At 65.5% G+C, this 26,807-nt stretch carries 23 protein-coding genes; 5 read left to right on the forward strand and 18 right to left on the reverse strand.

The annotated features are described in order from the left end of the window. Positions 1-25: 25 nt before the first annotated feature. From VGE27_RS06210 to VGE27_RS06225, 4 genes are read right to left on the reverse strand one after another with little or no spacing between them, the layout of a single operon-like run. Entirely contained in the window at positions 26-2,503 is a 2,478-nt protein-coding gene (locus tag VGE27_RS06210) for an ATP-dependent helicase (RefSeq protein ID WP_331048773.1), read from the reverse strand. Then, the gene (locus VGE27_RS06215) at positions 2,500-3,651 is read right to left on the reverse strand and encodes a HAMP domain-containing sensor histidine kinase (RefSeq protein WP_331048774.1); all 1,152 of its coding nucleotides are present in this window, start codon (positions 3,649-3,651) and stop codon (positions 2,500-2,502) included. Before VGE27_RS06215 ends, VGE27_RS06210 begins: the two co-directional genes overlap by 4 nt. Positions 3,652-3,691: 40 nt before the next feature. Next, on the reverse strand, positions 3,692-4,969 hold the full coding sequence (gene serS / locus VGE27_RS06220; protein ID WP_331048775.1) for a serine--tRNA ligase: 1,278 nt from the start codon (positions 4,967-4,969) through the stop codon (positions 3,692-3,694). 22 nt (positions 4,970-4,991) lie between these two features. After that, entirely contained in the window at positions 4,992-5,669 is a 678-nt protein-coding gene (locus tag VGE27_RS06225) for a hypothetical protein (protein WP_331048776.1), read from the reverse strand. Positions 5,670-5,775: 106 nt separating this feature from the next. Here VGE27_RS06225 and VGE27_RS06230 point away from each other — a divergent pair, with 106 nt between their 5' ends. The 5 genes from VGE27_RS06230 to VGE27_RS06250 are packed head-to-tail and all read left to right on the forward strand — an operon-like array spanning position 5,776 to position 9,768. Further along, complete coding sequence (locus VGE27_RS06230; RefSeq protein ID WP_331048777.1) at positions 5,776-6,129, forward strand: roadblock/LC7 domain-containing protein; 354 nt, start codon at positions 5,776-5,778, stop codon at positions 6,127-6,129. 31 nt (positions 6,130-6,160) lie between these two features. Beyond that, positions 6,161-6,643: a response regulator transcription factor gene (locus VGE27_RS06235; protein WP_331048778.1), complete on the forward strand. Its 483-nt coding sequence runs from the start codon at positions 6,161-6,163 to the stop codon at positions 6,641-6,643. 7 nt (positions 6,644-6,650) lie between these two features. Then, positions 6,651-7,700, forward strand: a complete 1,050-nt coding sequence (locus VGE27_RS06240; RefSeq protein WP_331048779.1) for a mannose-1-phosphate guanylyltransferase — start codon at positions 6,651-6,653, stop codon at positions 7,698-7,700. Beyond that, the gene (locus VGE27_RS06245) at positions 7,697-8,902 is read left to right on the forward strand and encodes a putative sugar nucleotidyl transferase (RefSeq protein ID WP_331048780.1); all 1,206 of its coding nucleotides are present in this window, start codon (positions 7,697-7,699) and stop codon (positions 8,900-8,902) included. Before VGE27_RS06240 ends, VGE27_RS06245 begins: the two co-directional genes overlap by 4 nt. A gap of 23 nt (positions 8,903-8,925) precedes the next feature. Continuing rightward, the gene (locus tag VGE27_RS06250) at positions 8,926-9,768 is read left to right on the forward strand and encodes an MBL fold metallo-hydrolase (protein ID WP_331048781.1); all 843 of its coding nucleotides are present in this window, start codon (positions 8,926-8,928) and stop codon (positions 9,766-9,768) included. Positions 9,769-9,889: 121 nt separating this feature from the next. On the opposite strand, the gene groL is transcribed toward VGE27_RS06250, so the two are convergent. The 14 genes from groL to VGE27_RS06320 all read right to left on the reverse strand — a co-directional run bounded on the left by groL (position 9,890) and on the right by VGE27_RS06320 (position 26,674). After that, complete coding sequence (gene groL, locus VGE27_RS06255) at positions 9,890-11,521, reverse strand: chaperonin GroEL (protein WP_331048782.1); 1,632 nt, start codon at positions 11,519-11,521, stop codon at positions 9,890-9,892. A 27-nt stretch (positions 11,522-11,548) separates the two neighbouring features. After that, the gene (locus VGE27_RS06260; protein ID WP_012683024.1) at positions 11,549-11,842 is read right to left on the reverse strand and encodes a co-chaperone GroES; all 294 of its coding nucleotides are present in this window, start codon (positions 11,840-11,842) and stop codon (positions 11,549-11,551) included. Between the two features lie 315 nt (positions 11,843-12,157). Continuing rightward, positions 12,158-12,883 carry a biotin--[acetyl-CoA-carboxylase] ligase gene (locus VGE27_RS06265; protein WP_331048783.1) on the reverse strand — a complete coding sequence of 242 codons (726 nt, stop codon included), beginning with the start codon at positions 12,881-12,883 and terminating at the stop codon, positions 12,158-12,160. A gap of 4 nt (positions 12,884-12,887) precedes the next feature. Continuing rightward, positions 12,888-13,691 carry an undecaprenyl-diphosphatase UppP gene (uppP, locus tag VGE27_RS06270; protein ID WP_331048784.1) on the reverse strand — a complete coding sequence of 268 codons (804 nt, stop codon included), beginning with the start codon at positions 13,689-13,691 and terminating at the stop codon, positions 12,888-12,890. Next, positions 13,688-14,818, reverse strand: a complete 1,131-nt coding sequence (bshA, locus tag VGE27_RS06275) for an N-acetyl-alpha-D-glucosaminyl L-malate synthase BshA (protein ID WP_331048785.1) — start codon at positions 14,816-14,818, stop codon at positions 13,688-13,690. The genes uppP and bshA overlap by 4 nt, the downstream gene beginning before the upstream one ends. Then, a complete protein-coding gene (gene miaA / locus VGE27_RS06280; RefSeq protein WP_331048786.1) occupies positions 14,815-15,822 on the reverse strand; it encodes a tRNA (adenosine(37)-N6)-dimethylallyltransferase MiaA in 1,008 nt (335 codons plus the stop codon). The genes bshA and miaA overlap by 4 nt, the downstream gene beginning before the upstream one ends. Position 15,823: 1 nt before the next feature. Then, positions 15,824-17,620 carry a DNA mismatch repair endonuclease MutL gene (gene mutL, locus VGE27_RS06285; RefSeq protein ID WP_331048787.1) on the reverse strand — a complete coding sequence of 599 codons (1,797 nt, stop codon included), beginning with the start codon at positions 17,618-17,620 and terminating at the stop codon, positions 15,824-15,826. Between the two features lie 8 nt (positions 17,621-17,628). Then, positions 17,629-19,878, reverse strand: coding sequence for an SH3 domain-containing protein (locus VGE27_RS06290; protein ID WP_331048788.1), 2,250 nt, complete (start codon positions 19,876-19,878; stop codon positions 17,629-17,631). Continuing rightward, positions 19,878-21,572, reverse strand: a complete 1,695-nt coding sequence (locus tag VGE27_RS06295) for a VWA domain-containing protein (protein WP_331048789.1) — start codon at positions 21,570-21,572, stop codon at positions 19,878-19,880. Before VGE27_RS06295 ends, VGE27_RS06290 begins: the two co-directional genes overlap by 1 nt. Beyond that, positions 21,569-22,633, reverse strand: coding sequence for a VWA domain-containing protein (locus tag VGE27_RS06300; protein WP_331048790.1), 1,065 nt, complete (start codon positions 22,631-22,633; stop codon positions 21,569-21,571). Before VGE27_RS06300 ends, VGE27_RS06295 begins: the two co-directional genes overlap by 4 nt. Beyond that, a complete protein-coding gene (locus VGE27_RS06305; protein ID WP_331048791.1) occupies positions 22,633-23,751 on the reverse strand; it encodes a hypothetical protein in 1,119 nt (372 codons plus the stop codon). Before VGE27_RS06305 ends, VGE27_RS06300 begins: the two co-directional genes overlap by 1 nt. Positions 23,752-23,758: 7 nt before the next feature. Next, positions 23,759-24,724 carry a DUF58 domain-containing protein gene (locus VGE27_RS06310; protein ID WP_331048792.1) on the reverse strand — a complete coding sequence of 322 codons (966 nt, stop codon included), beginning with the start codon at positions 24,722-24,724 and terminating at the stop codon, positions 23,759-23,761. Further along, positions 24,721-25,764 carry a MoxR family ATPase gene (locus tag VGE27_RS06315; RefSeq protein ID WP_345787990.1) on the reverse strand — a complete coding sequence of 348 codons (1,044 nt, stop codon included), beginning with the start codon at positions 25,762-25,764 and terminating at the stop codon, positions 24,721-24,723. The genes VGE27_RS06310 and VGE27_RS06315 overlap by 4 nt, the downstream gene beginning before the upstream one ends. Positions 25,765-25,813: 49 nt before the next feature. Continuing rightward, positions 25,814-26,674 carry a pseudouridine synthase gene (locus tag VGE27_RS06320; RefSeq protein ID WP_331048794.1) on the reverse strand — a complete coding sequence of 287 codons (861 nt, stop codon included), beginning with the start codon at positions 26,672-26,674 and terminating at the stop codon, positions 25,814-25,816. Positions 26,675-26,807: the final 133 nt, after the last annotated feature.

Here is a 26,807-nt window from a genome sequence, read left to right on the forward strand (position 1 = left end):
CGCACGTCTTCCGGTGTTACCGACATCACTCCCACCCTCGTTCGAGCTTGGCCTGTGCGAGTACGAGCGTCTTGCGCCCGATCTCTTCGTCATCAAAATCGATACGCACCTTGGCATCCCGACCGCTACCGGTGAGCTCCGCGATGGTGCCGGTGCCAAACTTGCCGTGCTTCACACGTTCGCCCGGACGGCACATCGGTGCGTCCTGTGACTCATCCTCGGGTTCCGGTTGCCGCTCGCGACGTGCAGGCGTGCTGAAGCCAGCGGGCGCCTTGCCGAACGGAATATCGCGGCTGTTGGCGCCGACGCCGCTGCCCGTTCCGCGAAATCCTGCCGAACCGTAGGGCCCCACCGATCGTTTTGCGCCGCTGCCCTGCGCGCCACCACCACCGGCACCGCCGGTGGAACCGCTGCGTCCCCAGCTGTCATCGCCACCACGACGGCTGCCATAGCCGCCGCCGTAACCGCCAAATCCACCCCGCCCCTCCGCCTTGGCGCGCGCGGTCTTGCCGCGCTCAGCCAGCGATGGCGTAATGACCTCCAGAAAGCGGGACGGCATGGAGTACATCAACTCACCGTTTCTGCGACGCTGCTCGGCACAGGTGAGATAGAGCTTCTCCTCGGCCCGCGTGATTCCGACATAGAAGAGGCGACGTTCCTCTTCCAGTTGCGACGGATCTTCCGCAGCGCGCGCCAGCGGGAACAAACCGTCTTCGAGACCACACACGAACACCAGCGGGAACTCCAGTCCCTTGGCGTTGTGCATCGTCATGCATGTGACGGCATCCGCATTGGGATCGAGCTTGTCGACACCGGCCACCAGTGTGGATGACTGCAGAAAATGATCGAGTGGTGTCAGACCCACCTCGCCACCTTCATCGGCCACCACTTCCGCCGCACCGGCGATCATTTCGCGGACGTTCTCGATGCGCTCGAGTCCTTCCGGGCCTTCCGCACGCAGATGGTCGGCGTACTTGATGACCTGCACGAGTTCACGCAGCAGTTCGTCCACGGCCGCGTCGACGGCCATGGTGCGCAGACGCTGCACCAGATGACCAAAATCCTCGAGTGCCGCGCGTGCCGCGGGGCGCATGCCGGTCAACACGTCCAGTCGACCGGCCATTTCGAGCATCGGCTTTCCCTCGGCCACTGCGCGTTCGGCGAGCAACGCGATCGTGGCGTCGCCCAGTCCACGCTTGGGCACGTTCACGGCGCGCCGGAACGCCTCGTCGTCGGCCGGATTGGCCACCAGCTTGAGGTAGGCCATGAGATCGCGGATTTCCCGGCGATCGTAGAAGCGCACCGCACCAATCAGCCGATAAGGGATGTTGCGCCGGCGGAACGAATCTTCGATAGCGCGGGACTGCGCATTTGTCCGGTACAACACCGCACAGTCACGACGGGCGAGATCCGAGCGCGACATGCGCGTCAGGATGGTCTCGGCGATGAAGTCTGCTTCATCGCGTTCATCCAATGACTCGATGAGCGTGACGGGTTCGCCGGCTGGACGCGTTGCCCGCAACGTCTTCCCGCGGCGCTCGCTGTTTTCGGCGATCACCACATTCGCGAGCGCGAGGACGTTGGGCGTGGACCGATAGTTCTCCTCGAGACGCACGATACGCGCGCCCGGGAAGTCCCGTTCGAAGTCGAGGATGTTTCGGATGTCGGCGCCACGCCAGCCATAAATCGACTGGTCATCATCGCCAACGACCATCACGTTGCGATAGCCACCACCCATCAACTGCACGAATCGATACTGCGCGGCATTGGTGTCCTGATACTCGTCCACCAACAGGTAGCGAAAGCGGCGCTGATAGTGCGCACGCAGTGCTTCGTCGGTTTCCAGCGCGCGCACGGGAAGCACCAGCAGGTCATCGAACGTGACCGCATTGGCCTGCTGCAGCGCGGCCTCGAGATCGGTGTATACACCGGCGACGGCCGTGGTGAAGGTGTCCCGTGCGTTGCGGGCGTACTCGGACGATGAGACGAGTGCGTTCTTGGCGCTGGAGATGGCACCCAGGATCGCGTTGGGAGCGAACTGTTTCGGGCTCAGATTGCGCCGCTCCATCACGCGCTTGACGGCGCCAATGGCGTCGTCCTCGTCGTAGATGGTGAAGTTCTGCTCACGCCCGACCAACGGCGCCACACCGCGCAGCATGCGCGCACCAAGAGCGTGGAACGTGCCGCACCACATGCCCTTGGGTTCGTGTCCGAGCAGCTTCGCGATGCGCGCACGCATTTCGCCGGCTGCCTTGTTGGTAAACGTCACCGCGAGGATCTCGTGCGGTGCGACCTGCATGTCCCCGATGAGCCGCGCGATGCGCGTGGTCAGGACGCGCGTCTTGCCAGAACCCGCACCGGCAAGCACCAGTGCAGGCCCGTCGTCATGAAAGACTGCCTCACGCTGCGCGGGATTGAGCCCGCGCGTAATGGCCTCGAGATCCAGTGCCGGCTTTTCAGGAACTGCATCGAACAGCGAACCCGCCCAACCCGTCGTCGTCATCCACGCAAGATAATGTCGAACGCCGCCCCGCGGTCGGTCTCGGCGAGTACCAGTCGGCCGTCGTGGTTTTCCTCCACGATGCGGCGCGCCAGCGACAGGCCGATGCCCCAGCCGCGATCCTTGGTCGAGAAGCCGGCGTCGAAGATGCGCTTGCGCAGCTGGCGTGGCACACCAGGCCCGTCGTCCTGCACGCGGATACGCACGCCGCCTTCCGGCAGGGGACGCGCCGAGACGACCACTTCACCGTTGCGGCCGCCGAGGGCGTCGATGGCGTTCTTGATGAGCACTTCGAGCACCCATTCCAACAACACCCGATCGCCATGCGTGATGAGGGCCTCGGATGGGTGCTCGCTGCGGATGCGTACGGTTCTCGCCAATGTTGGCGCACGCGCCGCGAAGTACGATGCCAACTGATCGACCAAGGCGTTGCAGTCGACCGTTTCATCTCGCGGTGGGCGCCCGATGCGCTCGAAGCGGTGCGACACGCGCTCGAGGCGTTGCAGGTCCTGCCCCATGGCCTGGACCGCGCGCGTGGCGGTGCCACCACTGACCGTCTCGCCCAGCAGCTCGATCCACCCGGCCAATGCGGAGAGCGGCGTCCCCAGCTGATGCGCAGCCTCACGCGCCATGCCGGCCCACACCTTCTCCCGATCGGCGCGCCCCCGCTCGATGAGCGCATAGACACCAAAGCCCACCAGCAGCACGATGCCGAACGCCTGCAGCACCGGGATCACTTGCAGACCCGTGACGAGCCCATTGTCGCCCAGGTGCACGGCGCCGATGGCACGGTCCGCGATGGGCGGATTCTTGCGATCGAGTTCGACGATGAAGTTGCGCAGCCGCGCCGTGTCGCCTTCGATGTCGTCCGGGATGTTCGCCGTGCCCGTCACGCGGCCCAAGCGGTCGGTGACCACCAGCGGCAATCCGGACTCGCTGATCTCGCGTGACAGGTCTTGCAGGACCACGTCGGGATCGGCATCGACGCTCGTGTCCTGCAATGCCTCGTAGATGCGGGCGTACATCCGCCCCTGCGCTGCGGCGGCACCACGCAGCTGCGTCACCACATGTCGCGTGTACCCGATGTACCACGCGAGCAGCACCAGTACCCCAATGACCATGATCAACACGGGCCAGCGGCGACGCTTCATGATCGATTGGGGGCGGACAGGGATGCCGACGTGCGGCAGGTCAGGCCAGGACGGCGCGACCGAAGTACGGCTGCAGGGCCTCGGGGATGCGTACCGAGCCATCAGGCTGCTGATGGTGCTCGATGATGCTGGCGATGATGCGTGAGAACGCGAGCGCCGACCCATTCAGCGTATGCACGAACCGCGGCTTCTCCCCGGCGGCCGGCCGATACCGAATGTTCGCGCGCCGCGCCTGAAAGTCAGAGAACACGCTGCAGCTCGACACCTCGAGCCACTTGCCCACGGCCGGCGCAAAGACTTCGAGGTCGTACGTCATGGCGCTCGAGAAACCCGTGTCGCCAGCCGCGAGCAGCAGGCGACGATACGGCAACTCGAGGCGTTCGAGGATGGTTTCCGCGTGCCGCGTGAGCAACTCGAGCTGTTCGCGCGAGTTCTCTGGCGTTGCATAGCGTACGATTTCGACCTTGTCGAATTCATGCACACGCAACAGACCGCGCGTGTCCTTGCCGGCCGCTCCCGCTTCCCGGCGGAAGCATGCACTGAAGGCGCAGAATCCGCGCGGCAAATCGGTCGGCTCGAGGATTTCGTCGCGGTAGAGGTTCGTGACCGGCACTTCGGCGGTGGGAATGAGATACATCCCTTCCTCCTGCAGGCCGTACATGTCCTCTTCGAACTTGGGTAGCTGGCCCGTGCCCGTCATGGAGGCGCGATTCACAACCAGCGGCACCCAGCACTCCTCGTACCCATGCTCGGTGGTGTGAATATCGAGCATCATGTTCATCAGCGAGCGCACCAGACGCGCACCGGCGCCGCGATACACGATGAACCCCGATCCGCTGATCTTCGCACCACGCGGCAGGTCGAGCACACCGAGCTGCGCCCCCTTGTCCCAGTGCGGCACGAGGGACGCACCATCTTCACGTGGCGTGCCCCAGCTCGACACGACCCGGTTATGGGTCTCGTCGCCTTCCGGCACTTCGGGCAGTGTGATGTTCGGCAGTTCGAACAGCATGGCCTGCACGGCTGCGTCGGCTTCGTTGCGGCGCTGCTCGAGTGCCGTGATCTGCTCACCGATGCTGCGTCCTTCCGCGATCAGCGCGGTGGCGTCTTCCCCGGCCTTCCGACGCTGCGCCACCTCCTGCGTGACCTTGTTGCGGCGGGCCTGCTTGGACTCGAGTTCGGTGATGGCACTGCGACGCGCCTGCTCGAGCGACTCGGCCCTGTCCAGCAGGTCGCCGAGTTCGTTCAGCTTGCCTCGACGGCGCATTCCCTCGCGCAACACGTCGAGCTGGTCACGCAACAGGCGAATATCGTGCATGGTGTGTCGTGAGTCCTGAGAGTCAGTTGCTGGGGAGACCTTCGGTCAGGTTCCGATAACCGCAGTTCCGGTTGACCAGCGAGCGGACAACGATGCGGCGCTGCGATGCGATGATGCTGTCGACGACGACCTTCGCGTAGTACGGATCCCCGTACACGCAGCCGGAATTGCTCAGGCGCACCAGTACGGTTTCACCAACACTGGCCACCAGCGTCGAGTCATTCACGTAGCCGCGATCCGGGGCACGATTCATACTCGCGAATGCCACAGTGGACCGCTGCAGGCCGACTGGGGGAGTTCCGGACGGATACGCCGGAGGGAATGGCACCAGTACCCGTACCGGCAACAGCGAAACCTTACCGTCGGCAGTCAAGTCGAACGCGATGTCGAAGTTCGGTGCACCGTTGGACAGAACCTGCGGCCGTTCAAGGGACTCGGTGCTGAAACTATAGGCCGCCGGCAACGTGCCAGAAGCTCCGGTCATCGAGTACACCGAATAAGTCCGGACCGTGTTGTCGATGGATGCCGGCGAGAGCAGGTTGTTGCCGCCGCCACAGGCAGCTGCGAGCACAGGCGCTGCCAGGGCCGCCAACGAGAGGGCCGGAAACGACAGGGCGCGCCGAGCAAGGCGGGGCGCGCCGGACAGACGAGCGAACAGGGTCTTCCCCATGGCTGTTACCAGAATTTGCGTCAGGACCACGACGTCGGAGGTTACCGCCCAACTCATGCTGGGGCAAGCGCTTGACGCCCCTCGGCCGGGCGTGGGATCGCTTGACTTCACCCGCTGGGCTACGCAGCGTACGAGCATGGCCACCATACGTGATCTCGTGACCGCGCTCCGGCGCCGCGACGGCGTCGATGCTGCTGTCGTCCTTGGTCGGGACGGCTTGCTGATCGACGGGACCACCAGCAGCGCGCTCGACCCCGAAGGCCTGGCGGCACACGTGCCACCCATGGCCCTGTCGGCTGTGGAAATGGGGCTCGCCGCCCAGCGCGGGGATTTTGGCCTCATGGTGCTGGAATACTCCCGCGGTTCGGTGGTGGTGACATCGCTGTCGTCGGATGCGTACCTGCTGGTGTTGCTGCAGCCCGAGGCCAATCTGGCCACGCTGCTGTACGAACTGCGCCGTCACCGCGCGCAGCTGTCGGCACTCGTCTGAACGCCGCACCGGGACCGCACCGGGACCGGCCATGAGCGGCCAGTCACCCGTGACCGTGCTGGTGGTCGATGATGAGCCCCACATCGGGCGCATCATTCGGACCCGCCTGGAGCAGGACGGTTTCCGTGTCCTGCTGGCCGAGCATGGCCCGGAAGCATTGGCCCTGCTGCAGGCTGAGCCCGACGTGGCGTTACTCGTCCTCGACCTGATGCTGCCCGGTATGTCCGGCATCGATGTGCTGCGCACCGTGCGTGAAGACACGCGATGGGCCGCGCTCCCCTGCATCGTGCTCACGGCCGCCGGGCAGGATGCCCAGCTTCGCGATGCGGAGTCGTTGGGCGCGGCAGAGATCATGACGAAGCCCTTCAGCCCTCGCGGTCTCCTGGGACGGGTGCGCCGATACACTGGACGTGACGCAGCGCCTCGCGAGGCGTCCGCAGGAGAGTTCCCGCCGGGCGGCAGCCCGACGATCGGAGCGGAAGCCACGGATGGCTCCCGCCCTTCCCTTCCCTGATGTGCACATGACCCGTTGGAATGTGGTGCTCGCTGGCGGCATCGGCTCACGATTCTGGCCGTTGTCCACGCCGGCGCGTCCCAAGCAGCTGCTGCCTCTGGTGAGCGACGCGCCGATGCTGCGCGACACCCTTGACCGCCTCCGGCCCTCGGCGCCGCCCGAGCGTACTCTCGTGCTGACCAACGCCGAGCTCCGGGATGCGATCCTTGCCCTCGAGCCGACGCTACCGCCTGAAAACGTCATCGCCGAGCCGCGACCGGCTGGCACCTGCGCCGCATTGGCCTGGGCGGCCTCGCTGATCGCGCAACGCGACGGGGCTGACGCGGTCATGGTGTGCACCCACGCGGATTGGGCCATTGGCGATGTGCCGCGCTTTCGCGAAACGCTGGACCTCGCAGCGGATACCGCCGCGGTCACGCATGCGTTGGTGACGGTAGGCATCGTGCCGTCGCGGCCCGACACGGGCTTCGGGTACATCCAGCCCGGTGATGCGCTGCCCTCCATGCAGGGGGTGCCATCCACCGTGCGGCGGGTTGCGCGCTTCGTGGAGAAGCCCAACGAGGAGCGCGCCACCCGCATGGTCGCTGATGGGTTTCTCTGGAACTCCGGTATCTTCGCGTGGCGTGTCGGCGATCTGCTCGACGAGATCGCGGCGCACACGCCGGAAGTGCATCCAGCATTGGTGGCCGCAGGCGGAGACCTGACGGTGTTTTTCTCGCAGGTCAAGTCAATCGCCATCGATGTTGGGGTGCTGGAACGCAGCGATCGCGTGTTGGTGCTCTCCGGCGATTTTGGATGGGACGATGTCGGCACCTGGGCGGCGCTTCACCGTGTGCGCGCGCATGACGAGCAGGACAACGCGATGTCGGGACCATCTTACGCCCTGGCGTCCTCCGGTAACGTGGTCCACGCCGACGCGACCCAGGTGGTGCTCTACGGCGTGCACGATCTGGTGGTGGTCGCGCGAGAGGGCCTCGTGATGGTGACAACGCGTGAGCACGCAGCCAATCTCAAGACGCTGCTCGACGCAATGCCTGCAGGTGTACGCGAGCCGTGATCGTCCTGTACGATGACGCCGAGGCGCGACGCTTCGAACCCTTTACGGCCACCAGGCCGCTCTGTGAGATGCGTGCGGGCGCGCTACTGGTGCGCGAGCGCTGGCAGCTGGTACTCGGCGCTTCGTCATCCGGATTTGTCGCGGCACCGCATCTCGATGGCTTCGCGGAGTTCGACGCTCCGCCCGCGCTGATCGAAGAGATTCCCGCAGGGACCTGGCTCGTGAACTCCCGAGCCATTCCCACGATCAACACAGCGCCAACTGGTGACGTGCTGCGCATCGGCGATCGGGTGGCGGCGGTGCGCCTGACGGCGACTCTGTCGGTAGCTGCCTGGCGGAGCGGGAAGCCATCGCTCGAGTCGATTGCATCGGCACCGGCCGTAGCGATCGAAGGGCGATGGATGAACGAAGTGTGGGATCTGGTCGACTCTCTGGTCGAGCAGCTCAATAGCGACATTCCACGTCTCGCTCAGCGCTGGTCGCTGGACAGTCTGGCACCCGACGTATCGACGATTCTGGGCCAGCACCCCGTTTTCGTGGAATCCGGCGCGACAATTGAACCGATGTGTGTGTTCGATGTGACGGCCGGACCAGTGCTCGTGCGTCGCGGTGCCACTGTGCAGGCCTTCACGCGCGTGGTGGGTCCATGTTATGTCGGTGTGGACAGCAGCGTGACCACCGATCGAGTCGCCGCATCGTCCATCGGGGACGTGTGCCGCGTGCATGGCGAACTGTCCACGTCCATCCTCATTGGCCACGCGAACAAGGGGCATGATGGATTCGTGGGCCACTCCATCCTCGGGCGGTGGGTGAACCTGGGTGCGGGCACGATCACCAGCAATCTCAAGAACACGTACGGCACCGTGTCGCTGTGGACGCCTGACGGCGTGCGGGACACAGGGCTCCAGTTCCTGGGCACACTGTTCGGAGATCACGCCAAATCAGGCATCGGCCTGCGGCTCACCACCGGCTGTGTGATTGGCGCAGGCGCCAACGTGTACGATCGCATGCCGCCGAAGGCGGTGGCGCCCTTTTCGTGGGGAGGTGGAGCGCCCTACACCACGTTTGCCGTCGACAAGTTCCTCGACATGGCGGGCCGCATGATGGCACGGCGGCATGTGGACCTCAGCGCCTCCGCCCGTGCGTGGTGGGAGCAGGTCCATGCAGCGGGTGTCACCGACCCACGCTGGCCGCGGGACTGAAACTCCCCTACACTGTTGGGATCATGGTGCGTATCACCGTTCTCGGCAGCGGCAGTCGTGGCAACGCGATTCTGATAGACGGCAGCGAAGGCAGCGTGCTGGTCGACGCCGGCTTCAGCGCGCGCACCGTCGCGCAGCGCCTGCAGGCCGCGGGACGGCAGCCGGAGTCCGTGAATGCCCTGCTGCTCACGCATGAACATGTAGACCACGCCAGCGGCGCCACGGTGTGCTCGTCTCGCTGGGGATGGCCGGTGTTGGCTTCGGCGCGTACGCTCACGGCGCTGGGCGAGATGGCCGGTGGGGCTCCGGACATCACGCAGGCGTTCGAGGCCGAGGCCCCCACGCAGGTGGCCGGGTTTTCCGTGGAGCATCATGCCCTGCCACACGATGCTGCGGACTGCCGTGCATTGGTGTTGACCGACACGCGCAGCGGCGCCCGTGTGGGCGTGGTGCTCGATGCAGGCCATGTGCCCGACACGTTGCCGGCCTTCCTGTCGCAGCTCGATCTGCTGGTGCTCGAGTCGAATCACGACACCTCCATGCTGGCGAACGGACCATACCCTCGTGCGCTCAAGGCACGCATTCGCGGCGGCAGTGGTCATCTGTCCAACACGACGTCGGCGATGCTGGCTGCCGAGTGCGCGCATCGCGGATTGCGTGGGGTATTGCTCGCCCATCTGTCCGAAACGAACAATTCGCCCGACATCGCCGTCGCAACGGCGCGTGATGTGTTGCGCCGCGCGGGTTGGCACAGTGAGGCGCTCTGGGCGTGTCCTCAGCGTGAGCCGATGCCTCCGGTAGACCTCAGCGGTCCGCGAGCCGCGTGGCACGGTATCCCGCGCGCGACGCAACTGGCGTTGTTCTAGTACACCGCGTTGTGACAAACAGAAACGGGCGCCCCTCGAAGGAGCGCCCGTTCTTTGTGTCCTACCGCAGTACCGGGAGCGCGACCCCCAAAGCCGAAACCCGCGCCCCTACGACTGCCTCTTAGTACATGCCGCCCATGCCCGGGCCGCCAGCCGGCGCGGCCGGCTTGTCTTCCTTCTTCTCGACGATGAGCGCTTCGGTCGTGAGCAACAGACCGGCGATCGAGGCCGAGTTCTGGAGGGCGGTACGCGTGACCTTGGTCGGGTCGATGACGCCGGCCTGCACGAGATCTTCGTACGTGTCGGTCAACGCGTTGTACCCGAAGCTCGTCTCCTTGGCCGTGCGGATCTTCTCGATCACGATGGAGCCTTCGCCGCCAGCGTTCTGCACGATCATGCGAAGCGGCTCTTCGATGGCGCGACGGATGATGTCGACGCCGATCTGCTCGTCACGGTCGGCCAGCTTGATGTCCTTGAGCACGTGCTGCGCACGCACCAAGGCCACACCGCCGCCCGGGACGATGCCTTCTTCGACGGCGGCACGCGTGGCGTGCAGCGCGTCTTCGACACGAGCCTTCTTCTCCTTCATTTCGGCTTCCGTCGCGGCGCCGACGTTGATCACGGCCACACCACCGGCCAGCTTCGCGAGACGCTCCTGGAGCTTCTCACGATCGTAGTCCGAGGTGCTCTTGTCGATGGCACCACGGATCTCACGCACGCGGCCTTCGATGTCCTTCTGCTCACCGGCGCCGTCGATGATCGTCGTGTTGTCCTTGTCGATCACGATGCGCTTGGCCGAACCGAGGTCGGTGAGGACCGCGTTTTCGAGCTTGAAGCCGACTTCGTCGGAGATGACCTGACCCTTGGTCAACGTCGCGATGTCCTGCAGCATCGCCTTGCGGCGATCGCCGAAGCCCGGGGCCTTCACGGCGCAGATGCGCAGCGTGCCACGCAGCTTGTTCACGACGAGCGTGGCGAGAGCTTCGCCTTCGACGTCTTCCGCGATGATGAGCAGGGGCTTGCCGAGCTGCGCGACCTTTTCGAGGGCCGGCAGCAGGTCCTTCATGGCCGAGATCTTCTTGTCGTGAATCAGGATGAGCGCGTTCTCGAGAACGGCTTCCATCTTTTCCGGATCCGTGACGAAGTACGGCGAGAGGTAGCCGCGGTCGAACTGCATACCGTCGACCGTCTCCAGCGTCGTCTCGAGGCCCTTGGCCTCTTCCACCGTGATCACGCCATCCTTGCCGACCTTCTCCATCGCTTCCGCGATCAGGTTGCCGATCTCGGGATCGTTGTTCGCCGAGATGGTGCCGACCTGCGCGATTTCCTTCTTGCCGCTCGTCGGGACAGAGATCTTCTTGAGCTCCTCGACGATGCCGGCCACGGCCTTCTCGATGCCGCGCTTGAGCGCCATCGGGTTGGAACCGGCCGTCACGTTCTTGAGGCCTTCACGGAAGATCGCCTGGGCGAGCACCGTGGCCGTCGTCGTGCCGTCGCCGGCGAGGTCCGACGTCTTGGTCGCGACTTCCTTCACCATCTGCGCGCCCATGTTCTCGATCGGATCGGACAATTCGATTTCCTTCGCGACCGTCACACCGTCCTTCGTGACCGTCGGGGCGCCGAACTTCTTGTCGATGACGACATTGCGACCCTTCGGGCCGAGCGTGACCTTCACCGCTTCGGCGAGTTGATCGACGCCGCGCTTCAGAGCCGCGCGCGCTTCAACGTTGAAATGCAGTTCTTTGGCTGCCATGGTAGCTGATTGCGGTTAAGGGGCGGTTCAGTTGATCACGGCGAGAACATCCGACTCACGCAGGATGAGGAGCGCCTCACCCTCGATCGTGACTTCGGTGCCGCTGTACTTCCCGTAGAGGATCTTGTCGCCGACCTTCACGTCCATCGGAACGCGGGTCTCCTTTTCAAAGCGGCCCGGGCCGACGGCGACAACGGTACCCTGCTGGGGCTTTTCCTTCGCCGTATCGGGGATGTACAGCCCACCGCGCATCTGCTCCGCTTCTTCGAGCGGCTTCACGACAACGCGATCAGCGAGTGGCGCCACCTTCTGGTTGGCCATAGCTACTGGTCTCCTGCGAGGTGCAAGGGGATCAACAAAGAATGACAGAGATGTGTTAGCACTCACACTCAGTGAGTGCCAGCACCAATAACTTACCCGGGTCGCAGGCGGTCGTCAAGACCGGGCAGTTCGCCGTAAGTCACTACCAAACAACAACTTAGCGACAGCCACAGTGGCAGACGCGTACTGGAATTCGCGTCTGCGCGGCAGCACGCAGTTGGGGTTGCTGCACTTTTGGCAGCTTGGGTGACCTGCAATACGCGGGCGGCCCTTGGATGCATGCACCATCTATACCAATGGGGCTGAGGTGGTTCGCTAGGCAAAGACCAACGAGCCGCTGTTCACCTCGTGCACGACGTCGCGTTCGTCGCGAATGAGCACGGCGCCGGTCGATGAGATGCCGCACACCACGCCAGCCACTGGCGCCGACACCACGCGATCACGCGCCAGATCACGGGCGTCCCACGCCGTCCTTTCCGCATCAGACAACGGCCCGCGACATTGCGCGGCGGCGCGCATCGCACGGGCCACCATGATCAACAGGTCATCGCGGCTGATGTCCTCGCGAACGTGCGCTGCCTGCTGAAACTGCACCGGCACGCGGCGATTGATTCCCACGCCGATCGCCGCCCATTCCGGCCGACCGTCGCGCCAACGCGCTTCGATGAGAATGCCCGCCAGCTTGCGGTCGCCGACGTACAGATCGTTGGGCCACTTGAGCTGCACCGCCCCGTCCACCAATGGCGCCAGCGCCTCTGCCAACCCGAGACCGATGCGCAACGACAAGACGTCGAGCGCGCGCACATCGGTGGGGCGTTCGAGCAGTGTGAACCAAAGTCCGGCATCGGGCTCGGACTGCCAGGTGCGGCCGCCGCGTCCACGCCCCTGCTCCTGTCGTGAAGCCAACACCGCCGTTCCACTGGGGGCGCCGGCCAACGCGTGGCTATGCGCGACGTCCATGGTGGACGAGACCGACTCGTGATAGTCCAACGCAACGAGGCCGGCAGCGGCGATGACCGCTTCGGCCGGTGGGGTCGCCATGCTCTCAGGCCCGCGAAGCCAGCGTCGCGAACACCACGATGCCGAGCAGCACACGATAGATGGCAAACACTCCGAAGCTGTGGCGCGCGACGTAGCGCAGCAGCACCGAAATCGCCAACCAGCTACTCACCGCGGCGGCCGCCACACCAGCCAGCAACGGCAGGGATGCCCCATGTTCCCGGAGTGCATCCGGCATCTTCACGATCACCGCCGCCGCCGTGATCGGCATGCTCATGAGAAAGCTGAAGCGCGCCACACTGGGCCGATCGATCTGGAGCAAGCGACCGGCTGTCATGGTGGACCCGGACCGCGAGACCCCCGGCACCAGCGCCAGCACCTGCGCGCAGCCGACGATGATGGCGTCACGCAGCGTGATCTCTTCGAGCACGCGGGCCCGGGCACTCCAGCGGTCCACCGCCCAGAGCAGCACGCCCATGACAATCAGTGATGTCGCAATGACGGCCGGCGAACGAAACGTGGTCTCGGCGAGATCGTTGAGCAGCAGCCCGCCAATACCACCGGGGATGGTGGCAACAATGAGATAGAGCACACGACGGTCATGCACCGACTCGACCCGACGCGTCGTGGCAATGCGCCATGCACTGGCAATCATCTCCACCCACTCATGACGGAAGTACCACACGAGCGCGAGCAGCGTGCCGAGATGCAGTGCCACATCGAAGGCGAGCCCCGGGTCGGACCAGCCGAGGAAATACGGCGTGAGCGCGAGGTGGGCCGAACTGGAAACTGGCAACGGTTCGGTGATGCCCTGCACGATGCCCAGCACAATGGCTTGCCACACGGTCATGTCGAGAGGGTCCGCTCGTAGAGGGATTCATACTGCGCCACGATGGCATCTTCACTGAACCGGCGTCGTGCATCCGCAGCACCGGCGTCACTCATCGCCTGCCAACGCGTCGGATCGGAGAGCAACTGAATACCCGCGGCCGCCATGCCCTCGACATCGCCCACGGGGCGCAGGTAGCCGGTGACGCCATCCGTCACGACTTCGGGAAGCCCGCCGGCGTGCGCCCCGATGACGGGCACACCGCTCGCCAACGCCTCGAGAGCGCTGAGTCCAAATGATTCCTTGTCGCTCGTGAGCAGGAACAAGTCCGCACCGGCGAGGAGTGGTGCTATGGGATCGATCTTGCCGAGGAACATCACCGCGTCGGCGACCCCGAGTTCGCGGGCTTCCGCTTCGGCCTCAACGCGCTCAGGCCCATCGCCCACCATCACCAGTACCGACGGGACCTCGCGTGTGATGCGGGCAAAAGTCCGCACGATATCACGCACCCGCTTCACCGGACGGAAGTTGGAGATGTGCATGATGACCTTGCGGCCAGCTATTGCCTCGGCAGGAACGGGAAACACGTGGCGTGAGCGGTCGAACTCGACGGGGTCGATGAAGTTGGGAATGACACCGACATTGCACCCGGTGCATCCGAAGGCGCGGTACGTCTCCTCCCGCAGGTACTGCGATACCGCGGTGACCTCGTGGGACTTCTCGATGGAAAACTTGGTGATCGAGAAGAACGAGCGCTCCTGTCCGACGATGGTGATGTCGGTACCATGCAGCGTGGTCACCACCTTCACGTCTCGGCCTTCCTCGCGCAGCATCGACCGGGCGATCCAGGCGCTCGTCGCGTGCGGGATGGCGTAGTGACAGTGGAGGATGTCGAGCTGGTGGTCGCGCACGACCTCGTGCATGCGCACTGCGAGCGCCAGGTCGTACGGCGGATACTCGAACAGCGGATAGCGACCGACATCCACCTCATGAAACCAGACCCGCGGCAAAAAACTCGGTAGCCGGAACGGTTGTTGGTACGTGATGAAGTGCACGTGATGACCGCGCGCAGCGAGCGCGATACCAAGTTCGGTGGCCACCGCGCCCGATCCACCGTACGTGGGATAGCAGGTGATGCCAATCTTCATGACCGTGTCCCATCAGCGGCACCCATTGGGGCGCCGGCATGTCGTTCTGCAGCAGGTTGTGTTGCGAGAAATCGGTTCTGCGCCGAGTCCCACCAGGCTTGAACCATCGCCATCGCATCGGCCGCATCCGGATTGATGCGGGTGACCGCATCATCCGGCAATTGATGACGGAACCATGTGCGTTGGCGCTTGGCGTATTGCCGGGATTCGATGATGGTGCGCTCAATCGCGTGCGCACGGGTCGACGTGCCGTCCAGCGCCTCGCGGACCGCCCGATAGCCGCAGGCGTTCCACGCAGGCGCATCGGAAGGTACGGTGCCCCGCAAGCGTTCCACTTCCTCGAAGAAACCGTTTCGCACCATCGCGTGCACGCGCGCGGCAATGCGATCGGCGAGCACCGGCCCCGGGTCGACGACGAGATAGCGCACCGCCCGCGTGGTCCCTGCCCTCGTGTCACCGGCGTGCTCCCGGAACTGGTCGCTCAGTCGACGACCGGTGAGCAGCACGGTCTCGATGGCGCGCAGCAATTGCGTGCGCCCCAAATGCGCTCGGTCCGGATCGAGACGGGTGCACCATTGCACGAGTGCGGCCCGGTCGAGGGTTTCGAGCCATGGCGCCAATTGCGCACGGTGTGCGGGGTCGAGGTCGGGCACGGCGTCCAGCGGCTCCACGTAGGCGCGGACGTACAACCCCGTACCTCCGACAACCAACGGCGGTGTACCGCGCGCCCATGCATCATCGGACCAGCCCGCGGCTTCGGTGGCCCACCGGTGGGCGGAGTAGCGCTGCTGAGGCTCGATGACATCCACGCCGTAGTGCGGCACGCGCCGCTGTTCATCGGGGCTGGGCTTGGCGGTGCCGATATCGAACTGCCGGTAGATCTGCCGTGAGTCCGCGCTCAGTATGGCGAGCCCCCGCTGTTCGGCGAGCGACAGCGCGAGCGCCGACTTGCCAGCGGCCGTCGGCCCCACGATGCACATGATGGTGTCGCCGGTGTCCGGCATGTCACTTCCGACCGAAGCGTCGATCGAGTTCATCCCACGACAGTCGCACGATGGTGGATCGCCCGTGCACATCATGCGCCGGCAAGGTCGTCGCAGCCAGGGCCCGATACAGCGACTGCATTTCCCCGGGGGACATCTTGTCTCCCGCCTTGATAGCCGCTTTGCAGGCGAACGTGGCCGCGAGCCGCTCGTGCTTGGCGGCAGCACTCGCACCACGATCACCGATGAGCGCCGCCAGGGTGTCGCGCAGGCAACGTTCCGCATCGAACCGCGGATGTGGCATGGGCACGGACTGCACCAGGAGCGATGTGCCGCCAAAATGATCGATCTCGAACCCGAGGCGCAGAAATGCCTCGCGATGCGCGTCGAACGCGTCCGCTTCCTGCGGTCCAAGGTGCAGTGTCATCGGGAACAGCAGACGCTGAGAGGGCGCTTCACCGCGCTCGAGGACACCCAGAAACTGCTCATACAGCACGCGTTCATGCGCCGAGTGCTGGTCGATGAGCACCACCCCTTCATCATGTTCGAACATGAGGTACGTGCGTCGGAGCTGCACGAGGGGCGGCACGACCAACACGTCGGTCTCCACGGCAGGCGCCGCCATCGGAGCGTCGCTCGCAGGGACCGGCGCAACTCGCTCATCGGCCGAAGGCGATGCCGGTGCGAATGAAGGCGCGGCAAACAGCCCCTCGTGCGCCGGCTCCGCGCGCAGCGTGGACGGCTCCAGTGCGACACTGCCCGTGAGTACCGCGGAACCATCCGTCTCACGTGAGGCCGGGGTCCAACTTTTCCACCCGATCCCGGCAGACGCGTCGAACAAACCGAGTGCGCGACGCACAGCCTCCTCGACCGCGCGCTCGAGTGGCCACCGATCACGAAAGCGTACTTCCGCCTTGGCCGGATGCACGTTCACGTCGACATCACCACCGGGCACATGCACCTGCAGCACCAGCGAGGGGCGCACACCGGCCGGAATGGTGGACCGGTACGCGGCCTCGGCCGCCCGAATGAGACCGTGATCGCGAACGACGCGGCCATTCACGATGAGCAGCACGCGCCGGGTGGCCGTGCCCACGTCAGCGGGGCGCTCGGCGAGTCCCGAGACATGCACCACACCCTGCACGTCATCCACGTCGACAAAGCGCTGCACGTCCGCTGCGCCCCACAGTGCCGCCAGTCGCGCACGCAACGTGGGAACCGCAGGCCAGTCGAGCGCGACGCGCCCATCGTGGCGCACCGTGAAGTGCACGTCGCGCCGCAGAACGCCAATGGCCTGCATGGCCTCGACGATCCCTCGCCACTCTGAGCGCGCGCTGCGCATGAATTTGAGCCGCGCCGGCGTGTTGTGAAACAGGCGGTGCACGGAGACGGTCGTGCCGCGACGACGCGCCACAGGCGCGGTATCCATCAGCGCACCACCGTTGACGCGCACCAGCGTGCCCGCACCGTCTTCGGCTGAAGTCTCGATGTGCAGTTCCGACACCGAGGCGATGGCGGGTAACGCTTCGCCGCGAAAGCCGAAGCTGCGCACGCCGACCAGTTGTTCCGCCGATGTGATCTTGGAGGTGGCATGCCGAGACAACGCGAGCTGCGCGTCAGCGGCGTCCATCCCACTGCCGTTGTCGGCAATGCGGACCAGTGTGCGGCCGCCTTCTTCGATCGTGATGTCCACCGAGGTGGCGCCCGCGTCGAGCGCGTTCTCCACCAGTTCCTTCACGACGGATGCCGGGCGTTCGACGACTTCACCGGCAGCAATCTGATCGGCAACAGCACTGGGAAGGATGGCGATTCGCGACATCCTGAATGCTATCGAGCGGTGGCGTTGGGGACGAGTAGTGAGAGCCGTTCGGCGGGTACCCAACCGAACCGTCCATCAGCATGCTCCACGCGGGCCCACTGCTCCTGCACGGCAGCCAGGCGCACGATGTCGCCCGTTGCGAGTCCGCCGGCCGTGTTGGCATCGGACGCGGGCTGCACGCGCATGGCTTCCGGACGACGAACCACCGCAAGTCCTTGCGGATCGAGCGCTCGGGAGCCCCACCAGCCACTGACTGCCAGTGCTGCGGCCACCAGCATCAGCGCACCGCCCACCGACACGCGCATCAGCCCACGATCTGAGACGGTGGTACGTGACCATGCGACAATGAGCACTGCGGCACCAAGCACCCATAGCACGGAAGCCGTCGTGAAGAGCGGGTACACCGGCACCATCGGCACTTCCGCGATGCCGCCGCGCGCACCCGGTGGGAGCAGCGCCAGTCGCTCCTGTACGTCCGCCGAAATGGGCTCGAGTCGTGCAGCACGCTGCCAGGCAATCACGGCACTCACCGTGTCACCGGCGGACCATGCGGCGGCGCCCCAGTTGACGAGCAGATCCACGTCACGGGGCCGCTGCGCCACGACTTCCGCAAATCGTTCAGATGCCGCGCCATAGCGCCGCGCTTCATAGGCCGCGGTGGCCTCGCGCACGACGAGTGCCACATCCGTTCCGGACGCCGGAGCGGGCTGCGCGATGAGATGCGCCACGGGCGCGCCCAACCCCACTGCCAGCGCCAAGAACAGCAGTCCTGTCCGGGAGGCTCCGGTAGAACCGCCGGACGCCCCGCGACGACGCCACAGGCGAACGCGCCCATTGGCGACCGCCTCGGCTGCCACAAGTTCGGCCGCCTTCTCAGCGTGTGATCGCAGGGCGCTGCCTGTATCCGAAGATCGATGCATGCTGTCACCAAATCCCTCAGCAGCGAGGGCATCCAACACGGAGAGCACTTCACGCGTGGAGGCCCGCGTCACCCCGCGTCGGCGCAGCACCCGTTCCACATCCGCACGCACCACGAGCGCATTGGGCGGCACACCAAGACGAGTGGCAAGCTGTTGCAGCAGCGTGCGTCGAAGATCGCGCGCCACAGCGCCGGGCGATCCATCCTGCTCGTCGGCGACCCGTGCGACAACGACGGCGACCGGGGATATCTCGTCGCGATGTTCGAGGCGATGGCGACGCCACCATGCACCGAACGCCAACAAGACAGCCCCTCCCCACACCCCCAGCAAGCCGAGGCGCCATCCCACCGGTACATCGTATCCGGCGCGACGCTCCTCCACCTGCCAACTGCGCAGTGGCAGGCTGGTGCTCTCATCGTTGCCCGTACTCGCAGCCAATGACCCATCGGCCACCTGCACATCAGCCGGTGTCGACTCTGCCCATTCGTAGGCTGCGCGATACGGGTTGAAGTAGCTGTATCGAATAACCGGCAATACCACTGCGCCAGGCCGCGTCGGCGTGAGGATGAAATCGAATTCCTTCATGCCGCGAACCAACGCACCCGATGAATCGATCTGCACCCGCTCACTGCCAGCAACCACGGAGGCCCACGGCAATTCCACGGTCGGGCGCGGCAACAGCTTCACGTTGCCCGTGCCCTCCAGGCGAATCGTGAGCATGAGCGGATCCCCGACCCGCGCCGCCGTCGCATCGAATCGAGCTCGGGCCTCGAGCACACCAACCGCCCCGGAGAAATCCGTCGGTCGGCCTTCTTCCGGCAAGGGCATCACGACCAGTTGTGCACTTTCCGCGTGCACCACATTGCGTTCTTCCCGACTGAAATAGCTCGAGGACTGCGACAGGAAGTACGTGAGCTGCGGCGACGGCACCATCAGTCGACCCGGCGCAATGCCGAACAACGCACGTTGAAACACGTGGGCCTCGTACTGCCTTCCCGAGTACTCGCGCGCCGGCACCCGCCGCGGGGTGCCCAGTTCGTAGGAAAGCAATCCTCGCAGTTCCGGCGGGCGGAACTCCGGGTCCCGGCGCAACCGCGAGCGCGCATCTGCGCTCAGCAGCACCGCCACCTGGTAGGTGACCTGCTGGCCGACATACACCGTATCCGGAAACGCGGCAGCATGAAAGTCGATGGCCCGTGACGCATTCACACGCACCCGATCGAGCACCGCGGTGGGTGACGGCTGCGCCACCGCACGGGTTGGCGTGAGCATCAGCATCAGCATTGCCAAGGACAATGTGACGTTGCACGCGGCGAGGACGATCGCACGAAGCCGCATCACCAGTCCTTACCACCCGGTGGCGTGCGACTCTGGCGTTGCTTGCGTCCCTGCACATCACGTTCTTCGCGCGCGGCGCTGTTCAGCAGTGCTTCGGCTTGCTTCTGGTCGAGACCACCTTCGCCCTGGGGCTGCGGTTGTTCATTCTGGTCGTTGTTGCCACCGCCGCCGCCACCACCACCGCCACCCTGCGGCGGCGTTTGTCGAAGCGCGAGCTCGTAGTTCCACTTACCGTCGGGGTAGTCTGACCGATCGGTAAGCAGCGCGCGATACGCGGCGCGTGCGTCGCCGAGTCGGCGATCGCCCTCGGGATTCCCGGGCGTGCGCCCCATGATCAGGGCGGCGAGTCCGGCATTGAAGCGAGCACGGAATCGCACTTCGCCGTCAGCCGCGCGCCGCACCATCTCCAGTCGCTCCGATGCTTCCGGCAGGGAGTCCGTTGCGATGAGAGTGGTGCCGAGGTTGTAGGCGGTGACCATGGTGGTATCGCCCCGAGCGACCATCTCGCGATACGCGCGCAGCGCGGCAGGCACATTGCCCTCGGCAAAGAGGGCAGCCGGATCGGGAGTCTGGCCGCATGAGCCCAGCATACCGGGGAGGACCACCATCATGGCCAGCGCAGCCACGGTATTGGCATTGGCGATCTCGGGCCGACGCACCGATCCGCCGCCTCGGCGCACGAGTCGCCACGAATCCCACGCCAGCAACCCCAATGCCGGCACCAGGAACCACAGGAATCGTGGGACATGATCTTCACGCGTATCCACTGCGCGGCGCGCGGTGCGCAGGGACCGCAAGGCTCCACGGATACGGGATGCCTTGTCCGATGCCTCGGCGGGGATGAAGGTGCCATTGGCAGACTTGGCTGCCTGTTCGAGCAGGTCGGGCGAATAGCGCGTCACGACGATCTGACCGTTCTCATCACGCTTCTGCTGCACATTCGTACCTTCTCGCACCGGGATGGTGGTGCCTTCACGCGTGCCAAAGCCCACAGTCACCACACTGATGCCCTTGCTACCGGCCTCCGACGCAGCGGATTCGATATCTTCGGCCGAATCGAAGGATTCGCCGTCGCTGAGCAACACCAGCGCACGATCAGCGCTGCCATCACTCGCCAGCAGCAGCTCACTGCCCTGGCGGATTGCACGCGAGAGTGAACTGCCTGCCTGCCCGACCACGCCCGGATCGAGATTGTCGAGGAACAGTTCGAGCGCGCCGTCGTCACCCGTGAGCGGAGTGAGGATGTAGCTGCGCCCCGCGAACGCGATGAGCGCCACGCGGTCGGCCGGGGACATCGCGCGCAGGCGACGCACCTCCTGCTTGACGCGTTCCAATCGCGAGGGGCGTTCATCCGGTGCCAACATCGACAAGGAGGCATCGATGGCAATGGCCATGTCGATGCCCCGTGAACTCATCGGTCCGCGGGCAAGTCCCCATCGTGGCCCGGACAGAGCGAGCCCGATGAGCCCCGCCACAAACATCAGACGAATGGTGCGCCGCGAGGCCTCCGCGTCCTGTGACACCACCAGTCTCGCCAATGCCGTCAGCGACGCATAGCGCGCCAGGCGCTGCGTGCGACGCTCGCGCCGCTGACGTCGCAGCCACCACACCATGAATGGCAGCGCAATGGCCAACAGCAGCAGCCACGGCGCATCGAAGATGAGCGGTGGCAGGTTGGGGAGTGCGATGGTCATGGCAGGATGCCCCGCCGTGCGCGCAACACCAACTCGAATACCAGCGCGCCAAGTCCGATGAGCAGCGGCCAGCGAAAACGTTCGGTGTAACGGATGTAGGCGCGCGCCTCCACCGCCGAACGCTCGAGACGGTCGATCTGTTCGTAGATACTTTGCAGCGCGGCCGCGTCCTTGGCGCGGAAATAGCGACCGCCGGTACTGTTCGCGATCTCTGTGAGCAATGCCTCGTCGATCTTGACGGGCCGGTTCTCATACCGAAGGCCGAAGAGGCCACGGCCGACCGGTACCGCAGCCATGCCATCGGTGCCCACGCCGATGGTGTAGATGCGGATCCCGAACGTGCCGGCGGCCTGCGCCGCGGTGCGCGGATCGATGGCACCGCGATTGTTCTCTCCGTCGGTGAGCAGCACCATCACACGGGAGCGACCCGGTGAATTGCGAAGCCGGTTCGCTGCGGTGGCGATGGCGGTACCGATCGCCGTGCCGTCCTCGAGTTGCCCCACCTGCAGGTTGTCGATCGCGGCGAGCACCACGGGATAGTCGGTGGTGAGCGGCACCTGTGTGAGCGCCTCACCGGAAAAGGCGACCAACCCCACTCGATCGCTCTTTCTTCCCATCACGAAGCGCTTGACCTTGTCCTTGGCCACTTCCATGCGGTTCTGCGGCTGGAAGTCTTCCGCCAGCATGGAACTCGAGATATCGACCGTGAGCGCGATATCGATACCATCACTGGACACACGTTCGGCGCGCGCGCCGGAGCGCGGCTGCGCCACCGCGACAATGAGACCAGCCAGGGCGAGTGCACGGAGCCATGGCAGCCACCGCACCCATGCGATGCGAGGCAGCGGCCCCTTCGCCAGCAAGCCCGCTCGCGAGAACGTGATGGTGCGCTGGGTCGCCTCGCGACGCCACCACCACCACAGCCACACGGGAATGGCCAACAGCAACAGCAGCACTTCGGGGTGTGAGAAGTTCATGCCAAACAACGACACGACGGTGGAGCGTGCACTCCACCATTCACCCGAGCGAATCGCGTCGATCCATTCCTGCACGCTGAGCATCAGCGAGCCCCCGACTTGGGACGCCGCGACTCACGACGGGCGCGTTCCTCGATCTCCTGGCGTTCTTTTTCCGCGGCGGCCACCGCCGCGGCCTTCGCCGCTTCTTCAGCGGCGCGGCGCTCGCGGTCCACACGTTCGATGTGCTCGACGATGGCCCGTGCCTCACCACCAATCTCACGCGCACGCGGCGGCGAAATGCGGCGTGCCGCGAACTTCACACCATCAGCATCGGCAAGCAGCGAAACGAGGCGATCCCGTGGCACGCGCGGATCATCAACGGCGGCCACCAGCAACTCCGCGCTCGTCTGCGAGAGCTCAGCGCCCGGGATACGCACGGCGACGAACAAACGGAGCACATCCACCGCCAGCGCCACATACCGCCCGCTCTCGCCTGCCTCAGCGAGCTGCAGGCGATCGAGTCGGTCGAACTCGTGCATGGCGCGTGCGTAGGCATCGAGCGGCGTGGCCGTCACCGCGGCCGCCTTACGGCGGCGCAGACGGCGCCACAGCCACCAGAGCAGGCCAAGGCCCGCGATAACCAGCAACGCCGGCCACCAGCGCTGCCACCACGGCAAGACCCTGGGGAAGAGATCACGCGCCGGCTTGGGCACATGCAGCGTGGTGTCACCGGGCAGTACACTCTTCACGAAGATGCGCGCATCGGCCAGCGGAACACGCATCGTCACATCGCCAAATCGCACAATCGCGTCCGGCAGTTCGATGGGCAGTGTGCCGATGTTCCACGCACTCAACGAGTACTCCGCCCGTTCGCGTCGCCCGCCGAGTCGTGTGCCTTCGTCGATGACCTTCACCGGCGCGCGCATCGCCACCGTGGCGGCCGTGTCGGCGATCGTGGGCCACTCGATGCGTGCGTCCGCCGGCACCACCACCGTCACGATCAAGGTGAACGGGTCGCCGATTTCGACAGTGTCCGGTCGCACCAGCTTGCCCGCCTGCACTCGAGACCCATTGGGCGTGCCGAGGAGTACCACGGACGAATCAGGCTGGCGCGTCCCGTTGCCAGTTGGTACCGATTGTGCACCGGCAGCCACGCCCATGAACGCGCACACCAACGCCGCGCTCCGCAGCGGGAAAAAGCCCCGTGTCATTCGTGACATCAGCGAATCACCGGGGCGCCGCAGTGGGCTGCTGGAGCGCGGCGTCGCCGAGGGCACCACGTGGCCCCGTGCGTACCGCACCGTGCGGCCGGCGGGAGCGCGCGCGGAAGAACGCGAGCAAGGCATCGACATAGCCGTACTCCGTGTGCACCACGATTTCGTCGAGCCCCAGACGGCCAAAGAGCTTGCGACGACTTTCGTCCTCGGCGGCCACACGAGTGGCGAAGGCGCGCCGCACCTGCGGATGCGACGTATCGACCTCCACGATCTCGCCCGTCTCGGGATCTTCCAGACGCGCCGGTCCGATATCGGGCAGTTCGCGCTCGGCGGGATCCTCGAGTGTCACGGCGATGACATCGTGACGCTGTGCGAGACGTGCCAGTGGACGTTCGAGATCGTCGGAGAGGAAGTCGGACGCCAGAAAGATCACCGAGCGATGCGGCAGCAATCGCATCATACGATCGACCATCGCCGTCATGGAGGTGCCGCGTCCCGCCGGCTTCACGGTAAGCAAGTCCCGAATGAGGCGCAGCGCGTGTTTGCGTCCCTTGCGTGCCGGCAAAGCGTGCTCAACACGATCCGAGAACAGCATCAGGCCCACACGATCGTTGTTGCGCACGGCTGCGAGCGACAGCACACCCGCCAGTTCGATCGCGAGGTCATGCTTGAAGCGCGCGCGGGTGCCAAAGCGCGATGATCCCGACAGGTCGATGGCGAGCATGATGGTGAGCTCCCGCTCTTCGACGTATCGCTTGACGAACGGACGGCCCATGCGCGCCGACACATTCCAGTCGATGGCGCGCACTTCGTCGCCCGGCTGGTATTCGCGCACCTCGGCGAACTCCATGCCCTGCCCCTTGAAGAGCGAGCGATACTCCCCGGCGAATCGCGAGTCCACCAGCCGACGCGTTCGCACCTCGATGCGACGCACCTGACGCAGGACATCGGCGGGCGCGATCGCCGTGATGCTCACGGCGCGTTCACCACCGTGAGCAGGCGCTCGACGATCGTATCGCTGGTGACGCCCTCGGCATCGGCCTCGAACGAGGTGAGCACACGGTGGCGCAGCACGTCGGGTGCGATGCTCTTCACGTCGTCGGGTGTCACGAAGGCACGTCCGCGCAGGAAGGCATGGGCACGCGCGGCCTGCCCGAGCGCGATGGTGGCGCGTGGTGAGGCACCGAATTCGATCAGCGGCTTGAGGTCGGGTGCGCCGACTTCGGCCGGGTGGCGCGTGGCGTGCACCAGTTCGACGATGTAGTCGACGATGCGCTCGTCCATGTACAGCTCGGAGATGCGGCGCCGTGCTTCCATCAGTTCTTCCGGTGACGCCACGGCATTCACGGCGATGCTCTCTCCGCCGGCCATGCGGCGCAGGATTTCCTTTTCCTCCGCACGCGTGGGGTAGCCCACCCGCAGCTTCATCATGAAGCGGTCGACCTGCGCTTCCGGCAGCGGATAGGTGCCTTCCTGCTCGATCGGGTTCTGCGTGGCGAGGACGAGGAACGGCTCCGTGAGCCGGTAGGTGGTCCCACCGATCGTGACCTGCTTTTCCTGCATGGCCTCGAGCAGCGCCGCCTGCACCTTGGCCGGCGCACGATTGATTTCGTCGGCCAGGATGATATTCGCGAAGATGGGGCCGTGCTTGACCCGGAACTCCCCGCTGGGCTGATCGAAGATCTGCGTCCCGATGACGTCTGCCGGCAGCAGGTCGGGCGTGAACTGAATGCGCTGAAAGGACGTGCGCACCGTTTCGGCCAGCGTGCGCACGGTGAGCGTCTTGGCGAGGCCCGGCACACCTTCGAGCAGCACATGCCCCCCCGTGAGAAGGCTGATCAGCAGCCGCTCCACCATGTATTCCTGGCCCACGATGCGGCGGGCCACTTCACGCAGCACGCCCTGCACCAGGACCGCATCCTGCGATACGGCGACGCTCGTAGTCAACGCTGGATCCCGTGTCTGAAAGAAGCTGTCATTTGGGGCAGATACCCCGGGCCGCCCGGTCTGCTCCACAGCAAGGGCCCCCGTCTGGAACGACCCAGCGCGGGGCAACCCCATGCAACTACCCCTGACCAATCAGCGCGTCGAGCACCGTGCGTTCGGCATTGGTCAGCGCCCGCGCGGCACCGGACGGCAGCTCGCCCAGACGCACAGGGCCGAACCGCGTGCGCACGAGCCGTTCCACCTCGAGCCCGAGCGCATCGCAGATGCGGCGCACCTCGTGTGTGCGTCCCTCGGTGATGGTGAGCTCGAAGGCCCAGCGCCGGTCACCCAGCGGGTGTGCCGTCACTTCGCTGGGCACCACCAACCCGTCCTCGAGCTTTACGCCGCGTCGCGCCTCACGTGCGGCCCCAACGGCGTCACCCCGCACGGTGGCTACATACGTGCGCTCCACTTCGTGGCTGGGGTGCGTGAGGACATGCGCCGCCGTGCCATCGGTCGTGAGCAACAGGACGCCTTCGGTCATGAAATCGAGGCGACCCACGTACACCAGTCCCGGTGCATCATCGACCAGATCGAACACGGTCGCACGCCCTTCCGGATCCTTGCGGGTGGTCATCACGGCCGCCGGCTTGTGCAGCACGATCCAGCGATGGGTGGTGACCTGCGTAGTGACCGGCACGCCGTCGAGCGTGATGCGATCGCGGGCCGGATCGACCAGTTGACCGATGGCCGCCGTCGCCCCGTTCACCTGCACCCGTCCTTCGGCCACCGCCTTGTCGGCTTCGCGGCGCGAGACGGCACCAGCACGGGCCAAGGCGCGTTGCACGCGCATCGGTCCTTCTTCACGCGCCTTTACTGTGCCACCACTGCGGGTATACGGAGAGGGAGCAGGCTTGGCCCCCTTGCGAGGGCCCTTTCGGCGCGGATCGCCCTTGCCGGCCGGCGCCGCGCCGCGTGGCTCAGCACCACCGCGAGTCACACTGTCCTTCGCGACGACGCTTTTGGCGGGACCCCGAACAGGTCCTTTTGCAGGTCCTTTTGCGGGCCCCCTGACGGGCCGATTGGCCGGCCCGTCAGCCGGTCCTCTTGTGGACCGTTTGGCCGGTCCCTTA

The organism is Gemmatimonas sp. (genome assembly GCF_036405635.1).
Taxonomy (GTDB): Bacteria; Gemmatimonadota; Gemmatimonadetes; order Gemmatimonadales; family Gemmatimonadaceae; genus Gemmatimonas.

What these genes read in the sequence shown, in the direction of transcription:
- mutL (WP_331048787.1), bottom strand. Translation starts at nt 17,620, where the DNA reads ATGTCGCGAATCGCCATCCTTCCCAGTGCTGTTGCCGATCAGATTGCT.
- VGE27_RS06305 (WP_331048791.1), bottom strand. Translation starts at nt 23,751, where the DNA reads ATGTCACGAATGACACGGGGCTTTTTCCCGCTGCGGAGCGCGGCGTTG.
- VGE27_RS06235 (WP_331048778.1), top strand. Translation starts at nt 6,161, where the DNA reads ATGAGCGGCCAGTCACCCGTGACCGTGCTGGTGGTCGATGATGAGCCC.
- VGE27_RS06240 (WP_331048779.1), top strand. Translation starts at nt 6,651, where the DNA reads ATGACCCGTTGGAATGTGGTGCTCGCTGGCGGCATCGGCTCACGATTC.
- VGE27_RS06300 (WP_331048790.1), bottom strand. Translation starts at nt 22,633, where the DNA reads ATGCTCAGCGTGCAGGAATGGATCGACGCGATTCGCTCGGGTGAATGG.
- VGE27_RS06260 (WP_012683024.1), bottom strand. Translation starts at nt 11,842, where the DNA reads ATGGCCAACCAGAAGGTGGCGCCACTCGCTGATCGCGTTGTCGTGAAG.
- VGE27_RS06250 (WP_331048781.1), top strand. Translation starts at nt 8,926, where the DNA reads ATGGTGCGTATCACCGTTCTCGGCAGCGGCAGTCGTGGCAACGCGATT.
- miaA (WP_331048786.1), bottom strand. Translation starts at nt 15,822, where the DNA reads ATGCCGGACACCGGCGACACCATCATGTGCATCGTGGGGCCGACGGCC.
- VGE27_RS06265 (WP_331048783.1), bottom strand. Translation starts at nt 12,883, where the DNA reads ATGGCGACCCCACCGGCCGAAGCGGTCATCGCCGCTGCCGGCCTCGTT.
- VGE27_RS06210 (WP_331048773.1), bottom strand. Translation starts at nt 2,503, where the DNA reads ATGACGACGACGGGTTGGGCGGGTTCGCTGTTCGATGCAGTTCCTGAA.
- VGE27_RS06290 (WP_331048788.1), bottom strand. Translation starts at nt 19,878, where the DNA reads ATGCGGCTTCGTGCGATCGTCCTCGCCGCGTGCAACGTCACATTGTCC.
- groL (WP_331048782.1), bottom strand. Translation starts at nt 11,521, where the DNA reads ATGGCAGCCAAAGAACTGCATTTCAACGTTGAAGCGCGCGCGGCTCTG.
- bshA (WP_331048785.1), bottom strand. Translation starts at nt 14,818, where the DNA reads ATGAAGATTGGCATCACCTGCTATCCCACGTACGGTGGATCGGGCGCG.
- VGE27_RS06230 (WP_331048777.1), top strand. Translation starts at nt 5,776, where the DNA reads ATGGCCACCATACGTGATCTCGTGACCGCGCTCCGGCGCCGCGACGGC.
- uppP (WP_331048784.1), bottom strand. Translation starts at nt 13,691, where the DNA reads ATGACCGTGTGGCAAGCCATTGTGCTGGGCATCGTGCAGGGCATCACC.
- VGE27_RS06215 (WP_331048774.1), bottom strand. Translation starts at nt 3,651, where the DNA reads ATGAAGCGTCGCCGCTGGCCCGTGTTGATCATGGTCATTGGGGTACTG.
- VGE27_RS06295 (WP_331048789.1), bottom strand. Translation starts at nt 21,572, where the DNA reads ATGACCATCGCACTCCCCAACCTGCCACCGCTCATCTTCGATGCGCCG.
- serS (WP_331048775.1), bottom strand. Translation starts at nt 4,969, where the DNA reads ATGCACGATATTCGCCTGTTGCGTGACCAGCTCGACGTGTTGCGCGAG.